At 36.3% G+C, this 12,324-nt stretch carries 13 protein-coding genes; 4 read left to right on the top strand and 9 right to left on the bottom strand.

The window, feature by feature from the left end:
• Positions 1-46 precede the first annotated feature (46 nt).
• The 6 genes from Q5O86_RS02750 to rho form a co-directional block, all read right to left on the bottom strand.
• Complete coding sequence (locus Q5O86_RS02750) at positions 47-877, bottom strand: sugar phosphate isomerase/epimerase (protein ID WP_302625611.1); 831 nt, start codon at positions 875-877, stop codon at positions 47-49.
• Positions 878-1,151: 274 nt separating this feature from the next.
• Positions 1,152-2,222, bottom strand: coding sequence for a peptide chain release factor 1 (gene prfA / locus Q5O86_RS02745; protein WP_302625609.1), 1,071 nt, complete (start codon positions 2,220-2,222; stop codon positions 1,152-1,154).
• 11 nt (positions 2,223-2,233) lie between these two features.
• Entirely contained in the window at positions 2,234-3,082 is an 849-nt protein-coding gene (gene prmC, locus Q5O86_RS02740) for a peptide chain release factor N(5)-glutamine methyltransferase (RefSeq protein WP_302625608.1), read from the bottom strand.
• Between the two features lie 4 nt (positions 3,083-3,086).
• A complete protein-coding gene (locus Q5O86_RS02735; RefSeq protein WP_302625607.1) occupies positions 3,087-4,124 on the bottom strand; it encodes a DUF1385 domain-containing protein in 1,038 nt (345 codons plus the stop codon).
• A gap of 76 nt (positions 4,125-4,200) precedes the next feature.
• On the bottom strand, positions 4,201-4,401 hold the full coding sequence (gene rpmE, locus Q5O86_RS02730) for a 50S ribosomal protein L31 (RefSeq protein WP_302625656.1): 201 nt from the start codon (positions 4,399-4,401) through the stop codon (positions 4,201-4,203).
• Positions 4,402-4,564: 163 nt separating this feature from the next.
• Positions 4,565-5,959 carry a transcription termination factor Rho gene (rho, locus tag Q5O86_RS02725; protein ID WP_302625606.1) on the bottom strand — a complete coding sequence of 465 codons (1,395 nt, stop codon included), beginning with the start codon at positions 5,957-5,959 and terminating at the stop codon, positions 4,565-4,567.
• A 218-nt stretch (positions 5,960-6,177) separates the two neighbouring features.
• On the opposite strand from rho, the gene Q5O86_RS02720 reads away from it, so the two are divergent.
• From Q5O86_RS02720 to dut, 3 genes are all read left to right on the top strand, one after another.
• Complete coding sequence (locus Q5O86_RS02720; protein ID WP_302625605.1) at positions 6,178-7,332, top strand: NADP-dependent malic enzyme; 1,155 nt, start codon at positions 6,178-6,180, stop codon at positions 7,330-7,332.
• A gap of 39 nt (positions 7,333-7,371) precedes the next feature.
• The gene (nrdG, locus tag Q5O86_RS02715; RefSeq protein WP_302625604.1) at positions 7,372-7,899 is read left to right on the top strand and encodes an anaerobic ribonucleoside-triphosphate reductase activating protein; all 528 of its coding nucleotides are present in this window, start codon (positions 7,372-7,374) and stop codon (positions 7,897-7,899) included.
• 65 nt (positions 7,900-7,964) lie between these two features.
• Positions 7,965-8,405 carry a dUTP diphosphatase gene (dut, locus tag Q5O86_RS02710; protein ID WP_302625603.1) on the top strand — a complete coding sequence of 147 codons (441 nt, stop codon included), beginning with the start codon at positions 7,965-7,967 and terminating at the stop codon, positions 8,403-8,405.
• A gap of 104 nt (positions 8,406-8,509) precedes the next feature.
• Here the strand turns inward: dut and spoIIP are convergent, their stop codons facing one another.
• Both spoIIP and gpr read right to left on the bottom strand, forming a co-directional pair.
• Complete coding sequence (gene spoIIP, locus Q5O86_RS02705) at positions 8,510-9,796, bottom strand: stage II sporulation protein P (RefSeq protein WP_302625602.1); 1,287 nt, start codon at positions 9,794-9,796, stop codon at positions 8,510-8,512.
• A gap of 62 nt (positions 9,797-9,858) precedes the next feature.
• Positions 9,859-10,770, bottom strand: coding sequence for a GPR endopeptidase (gene gpr, locus Q5O86_RS02700; RefSeq protein ID WP_302625601.1), 912 nt, complete (start codon positions 10,768-10,770; stop codon positions 9,859-9,861).
• A 224-nt stretch (positions 10,771-10,994) separates the two neighbouring features.
• Here gpr and rpsT point away from each other — a divergent pair, with 224 nt between their 5' ends.
• On the top strand, positions 10,995-11,258 hold the full coding sequence (gene rpsT, locus Q5O86_RS02695) for a 30S ribosomal protein S20 (RefSeq protein WP_302625600.1): 264 nt from the start codon (positions 10,995-10,997) through the stop codon (positions 11,256-11,258).
• A 59-nt stretch (positions 11,259-11,317) separates the two neighbouring features.
• On the opposite strand, the gene holA is transcribed toward rpsT, so the two are convergent.
• On the bottom strand, positions 11,318-12,298 hold the full coding sequence (gene holA, locus Q5O86_RS02690) for a DNA polymerase III subunit delta (protein WP_302625599.1): 981 nt from the start codon (positions 12,296-12,298) through the stop codon (positions 11,318-11,320).
• Between the last annotated feature and the right edge of the window lie 26 nt (positions 12,299-12,324).

The raw sequence follows: 12,324 nt of genomic DNA, 5'->3' as shown, positions 1-12,324 counted from the left end.
TCAAAAAACACACTATGATACAACCATTTCCTTTTATTTTTTATTCCTATTTTTGTATTTTCATATATTCACGAATCTCAAAAAAACACCTGTTTAACATTTCCACATCGATGGTCCCATCTTCCCCAAAAGCTGTGGCTTCTACCGTAAATGTATCATCATAACCGCTTTTTTGTAACACTCGAAAAAAGGCATCAAAGTCTATTTTTCCTTTACCTAATGGCAATGTATGCAATTTACTCCACTCCATATATCCTCCGCCATAATCATTTATATGATAATGCCTTATATGATTGTCCCTCCACAGCCATGCATAGTCATCTTCAAATAACACGTTCTCCTGCCCATGGAATGCTGCCATCTTTGTATCAAACACAAAATGTACATCCGGATAAACTTCCGCTAACTGCCTCCAATGTTTCATCGGGTCAAATTGATTACAAACTACGTTTTCAACCAACAAGTCTATGTTGTATTTTTTAATTATTGTATCCAAATTCTTATAAGTTTTTAAATTATTTTCAAAATATTTATCCGATGTCATTCCATCCCAAAGGTGGACTACCAACTTTTGGGTTCCAAGTTTCTGAGCCATCATACAATTTATTTCAAATAATCTTAGAGCTTCTCTATTCTCCTCATCTACACCTTTACTTATCATTTCACCGATATGCTTATCACAATGCATCACAGGAATGTCTATATGTAAATCATTTAGAAAATCCACTATTTTGTCAACTTCATTATACCATGTGCTGTACATCATAAATTCAAATCCATCACAATCCAGTTTTGCTTTTAAATCTTGCAATAAATGATAATCACGATGATTCGGTCTGCCGATGAGCGCTCCCGTGGAACATAATATCTTTGCCATTACAATTTCCCTCCCTTTGTTCGTTGGCAATCATTTCTTTCTAACGACTTGCTATGAGTGCATACAAACGAACACCTCGATTTCGCTTCGCTGCATCTGTTCGTTTGCACTCATCTCTTTCTAACGACTTGCTATGAGTGCATACAAACGAACACCTCGATTTCGCTTCGCTACATCTCGGTGTTCGTTTGTATAACTATGATTGCCCAAAAAATTATAGACAGTCGACTGCAAGCAGTCACTGTCTATATTTTTTTGGCAATCGCACTCATAGCTAGTCGTTCACGTTTGCGAGTTTTGCCGCCTGGTCAGCAGCAATACAATTGTTGATGATTTCGTCGATATCGCCATTCATTATATTTTCTAATCTATGAGATGTGAATTTTATTCTATGGTCTGTCACACGCCCCTGTGGGAAGTTGTATGTTCTGATTTTTTCTGACCTGTCTCCGGTTCCTATCTGACTTCTTCTTGCCTCTGACTCCGCATCCTGTTTTTTCTGGCATTCCAATTCGTACAATCTTGCTCTCAAAACCTTCAGTGCTTTATCTTTATTTTTCAACTGTGATTTTTCATCCTGACATGAAATTACAATACCTGTCGGTATATGTGTCAATCTCACCGCCGAATCTGTTGTATTGACACACTGACCACCATTTCCTGATGCTCTAAACACATCAAAGCGGCAATCATTCATATCAATTTCCACATCCACTTCTTCCGCTTCCGGCATAATAGCGACGGTTGCAGTAGATGTATGGATACGTCCGCCTGATTCTGTAACCGGGATACGCTGCACACGATGTACACCACTTTCATATTTCAGTCTGGAATATGCACCCTGACCATTAATCATAAATACAACTTCCTTAAAACCGCCTAATCCGTTTTCATTGACTGAAATCATTTCCGTTTTCCATCTCTGTGTTTCTGCGTACATACAATACATTCTGTAAAGTTCCGCTGCAAATAATGCCGCCTCATCGCCACCGGCGCCACCCCTGATTTCTACGACAACGTTTTTATCATCATTTTCATCTTTTGGCAAAAGCAAAATTTTTAATTGGTCTTCCATTTCCGGAATCGATGCCTTAGCTTCATTCATTTCTTCTTTTGCCAATTCTTTCATATCCTCATCACTTTCTTCTTCAAGAATAAAAAGACTGTCCTCTATCGTCTGCTTTGCCTGTTTATATTTCTTATATAATTCAACAATTGGAGCTAAATCACTCTGTTCTTTCATTAATTTTCTGAAATTGCTCTGGTCACTCACAACATTAGGGTCATTTAACTGCTCCATAATTTCGTCATATCGCTCTACTATTCCATCTAATTTCTCAAACATTTTCTGTCTCCTTATGCTTTCTTTCTATATGCAACAACCACTCTGTCATTTCCTGATAAATCTTTTATAACCTTAATATTATCAAATCCGTTTTGTCTTAAAATTTCCGGTACCGTCTCCCCCTGATTATATCCAATCTCAAAAAAGACTGCGCCCTCTTCTGACAAATACTTTTTCAAATTTTCACATATAATTCTATAAAATTTTAATCCATCCTCTGTACCGTCTAATGCTATCAACGGTTCGTGTTCGCGAACCTCTGGCATTAGCTTTTCAACTTCCGCTGTCTCGATATAGGGCGGATTCGATACAATAACATCATACTTTCTATCTATATTATCAAACATATCTGACAAGATAAAGTTTACATTTCCACTATGCTTTATATTATTTTTTTCTGCCACACACAAAGCTTCTTCTGAAATATCAACCGCTTCTACCTGTACATTGTCACATATTTTATCTATAGAGATACCAATACATCCCGACCCGGTACACATATCTAACACTTTAACGATATTCTCTCTCTGATTAATATATCTGATTACCTCTTCCACCAGCGTCTCTGTGTCCTGCCTTGGTATGAGAACATGTTCATTTACAATAAACTCCATTCCCATAAATTCCTGTATTCCCGTAAGATGCTGCAATGGAATATGCTCTGCCCTTTTCTTTATCAGTTCAAAATATTTTTCCGCCTTACTCTCATCCGCTTTCATATCAGAAAATAAATATATTTTAGCTCTCGTTATTTGAAATACATGCTCTGCCAAAAGCCAACTGTCAATATCAAAATCTGCTATCTCTTTATCTTTCAGATAATCTGACGCCTGCTTAATTAAATCTTTTATACTATTCACTTTTTTAATACTTCCAATTAAATCCTGAACTCGTCATTACTTTTTCATATTCATTCGGCAGCGCTTCCTCTCTCTTCTCCTGAGGAAGCTCAATTCCATTATTTCTCAAATATTCTTCCCAGTCAAACACTGCTTCCACAGCCTCGATTGCCACTTCAATCATATCATCGTCCGGCTCTTTTGTAGTAATTTTCTGCATCCAAAGCCCCGGTTTACTCAGGGCATTGATTATAGCATTATCCGAAGAACCCGCTTTCCTTATAAATTCATATGAGATTCCTGCGATTACCGGAATCAGTAATATTCTAATAAGATATCTCAGCCACACTATATCTGTTCTGATAAGTACAAAAATAACAATACTAATGACAAGTACAATCAACAGAAAACTTGTTCCGCACCTTTTATGAAATCTTGAACTGCGCCTAACATTTTCAACGTTTAATATTTTTCCGTTCTCAATACAATTAATACATTTATGCTCTGCACCATGATACATAAATGTTCTCTGAATATCTTTCATAAGAGAAATCAATAAAAGATATCCTATAAATATTATGATTTTGACCAAACCTTCAATCACCGGTACATGTCTCTCATTAATTACAGGAATATATCTTTCCATCACATCAGCAATAAACAATGGTAAAATCATAAATAACGCTACCGCAATCACCACCGACAGAGCAACTGTAAATCCCATTATAATTTTTTCTGCCCGGTCACCAAACTTATTCAGCAGCCATTCCTCAAATTTATCCGGCTCCTCCTCTTCATTTTCTTCAAATAGATTGGCAGAAAAAGTAAGAGTCTTTATTCCAAGTATCATAGAATCTATGAAATTAAAGATACCCCTAATAAATGGAAGTGATAAAATCTTTTTTCCGCTTGTGATTCCCTTATATTTTTGTACATCCACCTCAATAGAACCATCGGATTTTCTGACAGCAACGGCATAGTCCTCCTTGTTGCGCATCATGATTCCCTCCATGACAGCCTGACCGCCTATTCCTGATGAACCTAATTTATTTTTTTCATTCATAATTATCCACCTGTATTGTCATCATAGAATAAGAAAATAGGTTGAGAATCACTTCCCAACCTGTTATCCTTAAAAATTATTTGATACCATATTTCTTATTGAACTTATCAATTCTACCACGAGCTGAAATAGCTTTCTGCTGACCTGTGTAGAAAGGATGACATGCTGAGCAAATTTCAACATGAAGTTCTGATTTTGTTGAACCTGTTACGAATGTGTTACCACAGTTACATGTAACGGTTGCTTCCTGGTAATCTGGATGGATTCCTTCTCTCATTACATTCACCTCTTCTTATTTTTTATGCTTATTGGCAACGCCAATCCGTTTTCACTCAATAGCTTACATATTGTATCATATCCATTATATAATAGCAACCCCTTTTTTTTAAGAAACAACGTGTTTATAACAAATACTCAACTGATATTTCAGTTGTCACAATTTATCGACTATAATTTGTTTTAATTTTTCCAATCTGCCCTATAAACTCTTTATTACTCTTTGTCCTCGCAAATAAATTTAAAATCTGTTCCACAGCATCTTCTTTTCTCATTCCATTCATTTCTTTTCTAATAATGTACGATGCCCCCAGCTCTTCCGTGTCGAGCAGTAAATCTTCTCTTCTTGTACCCGATTTTGTAATATCGATTGCCGGAAAAATTCGTTTTTCAGATAATTTCCGGTCAAGAACCAATTCCATATTTCCTGTTCCTTTAAATTCCTCATAAACAACGTCATCCATTTTACTTCCTGTTTCTACTAAAGCAGTAGCCAAAATCGTAAGACTTCCACCTTCTCTCATATTTCTGGCGGCGCCAAAAAATCTCTTTGGCATATGAAGCGCTGCCGGGTCAAGTCCTCCCGACAAAGTTCTTCCGCTTGGCGGAACTGTCATATTGTATGCCCTCGCAAGCCTCGTAATACTGTCCAGAAGGATAATCACATCTTTTCCATGCTCGACCAATCTTTTTGCTCTCTCGATTACCATTTCAGATACTCTTTTATGATGCTCCGGCAATTCATCAAAAGTAGAATAGATAACTTCTACATTATCCCCTTTAATTGCTTCTTTAATATCTGTTACCTCCTCCGGTCTTTCATCTATCAATAATATAATCATTTCCATTTCCGGATTGTTTTTCAATACAGCCTTTGCTGTCTCTTTCAACAAAGTTGTTTTTCCCGCCTTCGGAGGTGATACAATCATTCCTCGCTGTCCCTTTCCGATAGGGCTCACAATATCGACAATTCTCATTGCCGTACTATGTCCGTCCGTCTCTAAATGTAATCTTTTATTCGGAAAAATCGGTGTCAAATCTTCAAAGTTTGGTCTGTTCAAAACCTTATCTAAAGTTTCTCCATTTACCATATCCACATAATATAATGCACCAAATTTTTCATTCTCTCTTTTTTCCCGCACTCTACCTGTGACAAAATCACCTGTTTTTAATCGAAATCTTTTTATCTGTGATGGCGCCACATACACATCATCCTCTCCGGGGAGATAATTATCACACCTTATAAAACCGAATCCGTCAGGCATAACTTCCAATATTCCCGTTTTAGAATTACCCTGCTCATTTGGAACCTCATCCTTATGTTCTACACTTTTTTTCGTATGTCTTTTTCTTGTGTCTTCCGCTTCCTGTTTTTCAATCTTTTCTTCAGATATTTCTTGTATATTTTCTGTTTTCTGTTCCTTGTCTTTCTTTTCAATAACCTCAATTATCATATCAATTAGCTGTTGTTTCCTCAATGAACTTACCGACTTTATTCCATTCGTTTTTGCAATTTCCCTCAGTTCATTTACGGGTAACGACTGTAACTTTTCTCTCATTTTACTCCTTTCTTGGGTACTTAACCCAAACAAGCATACTAATAATCTTTTCTTTGAATATATTTTTGGAATTTATTATGGGGAGACCCCTTAGATTCTTAGAATTTTTGACAGTTTATTTTAACATATATTTTCAAAAAATAATAGTGTAATTTTTGAAAATATGTTATGCTTGTATTTGTTTGTTTAGTTTTATTATATAAATATGGAGGTTCACAATGACAACAGACGAAAAAGCACTAAAATTACATGAAGAATTAAACGGAAAGCTAAGTACAGAAGCAAAATGCAGAGTAAAATCACGGGAAGACTTATCTCTGGCTTATACACCGGGTGTTGCAAAACCTTGTATAGAAATTGCAAACAATCCGGAGGACGTTTACAAATATACATGGAAAGCCAATACTGTCGCTGTCGTATCTGACGGAAGCGCGGTTCTGGGACTGGGAAATATCGGAGCAAAAGCAGCCATGCCGGTCATGGAAGGAAAAGCAGTTTTGTTTAAAGAATTTGGCGATGTCAATGCTGTTCCTATCTGTCTTGATACGCAGGATACTCAGGAAATCATTGATACAGTAGTAAGAATTGCTCCAGGATTTGGTGGTATTAATTTAGAAGACATTTCTGCTCCAAGATGTTTTGAAATCGAGAGCCGCTTAAAAGAAATTTTAGATATTCCTGTATTTCACGATGACCAGCACGGTACTGCTATTGTTGTACTCGCAGGTATTATCAATGCCTTAAAAGTTGTCGGAAAAGAAAAAGAAAACTGCAAGGTTGTCGTGAACGGTGACGGTTCTGCCGGCATTGCAATCTCTAAACTCTTACTGAAGTTTGGTTTTAAAGATTTAACTATCTGCGGACTCTACGGCATTCTTTCAAAAGATATAGAAGATTTAAACTGGGCACAAAAGGAAATGGCAGAAGTTACAAACCTTTCAGGTAAAAACGGAACTCTCGCAGATGCAATGGCCGGTGCCGATATTTTTGTTGGTGTTTCCGCACCAAATATCGTCAGTCCTGAAATGGTTCAGTCAATGAATAAAGATGCTATTATGTTTGCAATGGCAAACCCTGTTCCTGAAATTATGCCTGACATAGCCAAAGCCGCCGGTGCCAGAGTTGTAGGTACAGGTCGTTCTGATTTTCCAAATCAGGTAAACAATGTAGTTGCTTTTCCCGGTATTTTTAAAGGCGCTTTAGAGGGACGTGCAAAACAGATTACAGAAGATATGAAATTAGCTGCTGCTTTCGCCATTGCCTCCCTAGTTCCTGATGAGGAATTATCCGAAAATAATATTTTACCGGAAGCATTTAATCCGGATGTTGCAAGAGTAGTCAGCGAAGCGGTAAAGGCAAATATTCCTGCATAACTTCACTTGCTTATATAACTGTTATAGGAGATAACACATATGAATTACGCAGAGATAAAGACATTTGATGTGGCAAATGGCCCCGGGATACGCATTTCTCTATTTGTCAGTGGCTGCCATCATAGATGTCCCGGTTGTTTTAATGAACAGGCCTGGGATTTTAACTACGGAAAAGAATTCAATCAGGAAACTATCGATTCTATTATTGACACTTTAAAATTTGGCGCTTATTCCGGAGTTACTTTCTTAGGCGGAGAACCGTTAGAACGTGAGAATCAAAAAGGTCTTCTTCCCCTGGCAAAAAAAATCAAGGAAGTTTATCCTGAAAAAAATATATGGTGCTACACCGGATACGAATTTGAACGTGATGTTATGGGAAAGATGTATCAGGAATGGCCGGAAACAAGAGAGCTGCTCTCTTATATAGATGTTTTAGTTGACGGTCCGTTTATTGAATCTTTAAAAAATCTGAATCTGGTATTTAGAGGTTCTGAGAATCAACGGCTTATTAAATTACAGGAAACTTTATCGACTGGCAATATCACTTTATGGGAAAAAGAAATATAGAATCAAGTATCTTTTTTCTTTATCGCAGAAAAAACATAATACCCAAATATTTAAGGAGAAAAAAAATGACACAACTAAACTTTAAGAAATTGAAAGAATATGCAACTACTCCCACATATGGTTCTGACTATGCCGCAGGCGCAGACCTATATGCCTGCATAAAAGAACCAGTCACCTTATTGCCTGGTGAGACGAAATTTATTGGTACCGGAATTGCGATGGAAATACCTATAGGATATGCCGGTTTTATATATGCCAGAAGCGGATTATCCTGTAAGATGGGAGTTGCTCCCGCAAACAAAGTGGGGGTGGTAGATTCAGATTACCGTGGAGAAATCACAGTTGCCCTTTATAATCACTCACCCCAAACCCGTACAATAGAACCACAGGAACGTATTGCTCAGATTGTAGTAGCTCCGTTTTTAAAAGTAAATTTCAATGAAGTAGACGAGCTTTCGGACACAGTAAGAGGCGCAGACGGATTCGGCTCTACCGGAAGAAAATAATTTCTACGAAAGAATAGACTGTTATTTTTAATAAGATTGATTGACAGCTTATGTAAACCGCCGCATATGGTTCACACCATAGCGGCGATTACAAAGATTCATCTTTATTTTTTATTTCCCATAGTAATATCAATCAACATCGCCAATGGCTCTGCCGCATTTCGTGCTTCCTGATATGTATTTGTCTGTGCTCCAACCTCTATCAACATACATTGTCTGCACAAATCCAAATTATATTTATATGCATTTACATAGTTTCTTCTGGTAAATCCCGGATAATATGCTTCTGCATTTACCTTCATCTGTAATGTAAGAGCCAGATTTTCATATAAAAACGGATTATATAAATAGTCAATATTTCCAGAATTTTTAAATCTGGACATTCCATTAAAAAGCATAATCTGTGCTGTCTTTTTTCCATTTATCTCCGTCACAAGTCTTGTGTTTTCGTTGACTCCGTCTCTATGAATATCCAAAACCAAACTTATGGATGGATATTTTTCAAGTATTTTTTTTACTCCAACCCTTGCCTGGTCGTATGCCTCACTTCTGTCTAATTTTCCATCCACAATGTCATACTTTGTTGTGTCATGTATAACATTATAACCAAACTGTTCTTCCAAAATTTTTGTCAGCCTGTCACCAACTCCTATAATCGTAGTAGATGTATTGCTATTACTATTACGAAATTCTTCCTGAGAATGTGTATGGTAAATTAATATTTGCGGTTTTTTATTATTTCCCTTTATCTTAAAGTTTTCGCTCAGAGCATTTTTTAATGGTAAATCTGTGGAATACAAACTTGTAGCTTCCGTAACAATATAAAATTTTCCCATTACATCTTTAAATGAACCTATATTTTTTGCCGTATATAATTTACCGCTCAATTTAGGCTGCGGAACAATAACATTTGCTGCTGTTGCCACTGCTTTATTTTTCTTCTCATCCTTCTTCTTTTCTGTCTCCTGTTTCGTCTCATTTTCTTTATCCTCCGCATAATGTGCATTTTCATATATCAGATTAATTACCTGCGCATATCCGGGGTCACTGGTATCATAAGTATATTCACTATGCATCATATACTCCGAAACAATTTGATTTAACAGCTCTTTTTTTGCCACTTCAGAAATAGATCCATGGTTTTCAACATATAACATATATTCATTCATAATACCTGAATTTTCCACGATTTCCTTGGCAATTACAGAGGAAGTATTACTTATAATATCTTTTGCCGCTTCTTTCGCTCCATTTCCTGTAATCAGATTAATACAGCGTGTTGCTATATATATGCACAAAAATACAATAACTCCCTTTACAAGCCATGGAAAAAGCGTTTCCGGAATTTTTATTCTATGGCTGTTCATATGTCTGCTTATTCCTCTCTGCACAGTGTCCCCCCTAACTTTGTCCCACTGATATAGTATATGTGTCCTGTGCAGTTTATAGAACATTACCCTAATGCTAATTTACAATATTCATTTAAAGATGCTCCAATTGTTTTACTCAGATTCTCCACAATTTCATCCACATCCTTTGGCGTTACAAACATTTGCTCTGTTTCTTCCGATAACAATTCTTCAAAAAGCTGATACTTTTCCTGCTCAGTATATCCTTGAAATATATTTGCCATAGAATTATTTTTCACAGAAGAAAGTATTTTTAATAGATTTTCCATTGTATCATTGACAATCGTTGCACCGCTGACAACCATAGGTACGCCTATTGCTATCACTTTTCTTCCGAGCGCCTCTTCATTTAATCCTTTTCTATGATTTCCAATCCCCGACCCCGGTGTTATTCCGGTATCTGTCAACTGAATTGTCGTTGTTATCCTTCGAACATTTCTCGCTGCAAGTGAATCAATTGCTATCACCAAATCAGGATTAATTTCATTTACAATTCCTTTAATCACAGAATACGTCTCCATTCCTGTCTGTGCTAAAACTCCAGGAGCTATACAGTAAACATTTTCTCCACTTTCTATGTTTTCTATTGTCTTAGGTCCCAGTGCATCCGGTGTCGCAGAAGAATTACCTAAGCCCACAATCAGAACATTTTTCGGTTTATCTTTTTTAGTGACCTCAAGCAAATGATGTGCCACCTGTCCCGCAATATTTTTTCTCTCATCCTCATCATTATCTTTTAGTAATCTTGTCTCCATTGTGATATAACTGCCCTCAGGCTTTCCCATTGCGTCCTCACCTTTTTTATTAACAATATCGACTACTGTTGTTGTCATATCCAAACTTTTATCATATTTTTTGTCAATTTGAACTCCCTCAATTTCAACATTTCTTTGAAATCGTTCTCTTTCTTCTAAAGCTAAATCCGTATAAATATTCTTATTCCCCAAAAATGACATTTATCACATCTCCATAAATTATATTTTTTCATTTTTATTATTTACATGTTTCCAGGAATCCATACAAATTTTAGGAATTGCTATTGACATCTTTATTTTCTTCTACTAAAATATTCATTGATGTCTGCGTCTGACGTCCGCATTTCCAGTGGCGCAGATAATAAACAAGATTTCCAATCTCTCTCAACGGAAATCTCAAACGTAATTTAGCGGAGGTATTTAAAATGGCTAATATTAAGTCAGCAAAAAAAAGAATTTTAGTTAATCAGACAAAGTACGAAAGAAACAAATCAGCAAAGTCAGCTGTAAAGACTGCTGTAAAGAAAGTTGAAGCAGCTGTTGCAGCAAAGGATAAAGCTGCTGCAAACGATGCATTAATTACAGCTACAAAGCTTATCGAAATGGCTGGTTCAAAGGGTATTTACCACAAGAACAATGTTGCAAGAAAAGTTTCAAGATTAACAAAATTAGTTAACACAATTGCATAATTAATGTAATGAATAAAACGCCGGTCAAATGACCGGCGTTTTATTCATTACGAAACTTGTTAATTTCTTTTACTATATTTAATTAACAGCATTTCAACTCCAATATTTTCATCCATCATTCCGGACTTAATAAGTTCTTCTGTCCGAACACTCTCAGCGAGACCGGATTTTAATTCTGCCACTGTAAAATTCCTGCTTTGATTCATACTTTTTGAAGCTATAAACCCCTGCACGCCCATAGCACTGGCAATCTGTTCCCTGTTCATTCCTCTTGCAGACAAATCTTTTGCCTGCAATATAAGATGAAACTGTCTGCTAATCATAAATAATATGCGCATGGGCGGTTCTTTTTCTGCCAGCAGTTCATAATAACAGTCCAAAGTTTTCTTTTGATTTTTCACGGAAATTGCATCAATCATATCAAAAATTCTTACATTTAACTGTTTCACACAAACCGCGTCAATATCTTCTACACGAATTACACTCTGTTCTAAAGCATAACTAATTAATTTTTCAATCTCTTTGGACAGAATTTCCATGTCTGTCCCTACATTAGCTATCAGATAGGACATTGTTGCCTTTGTAATTTTTTTACCATTATAATCAAAAATCCTTGCCGCCCATACTGCAATGTCCTGTTCGGTCTGACGGTTAATCTCGCATATATATCCGTTTTTCTTAACGGCCTTATACATTTTACTTCTCTTGTCCACATCCTGCTCTATAAACAAAAATATGGTAGTTTCAGGAATTTTATTCATATATTCTGCCAATGTTTCTCCACCGCTTTTAAATAGCCCTGTTCCATCCATAACAATCAACCTGTACTCAGCAAAAAACGGAAAAGTCTCTGCACTATCTATAATTTCATTGACATCAATATTTTTCCCCTCATAAATTCCCAAATTCATAGTATCATCCCCGACAATTGCCTGTATCATCTGATTTTTATAGTTTAACTTCAGATATTCTTCCTCACCGCAAATGAGATATGCATTTTTAAATTTTTTATTTTTAATATCCGCTGCTAATGTTTTCATTTTTTGTTATTTCCTTTTATCCCGCT

This window comes from uncultured Eubacterium sp., from assembly GCF_937958975.1.
Lineage (GTDB): Bacteria > Bacillota > Clostridia > Lachnospirales > Lachnospiraceae > Eubacterium_G.
The sequence above is the reverse complement of the archived record's forward strand: the minus strand, read 5'-3'. Positions and strand labels throughout refer to the sequence as shown.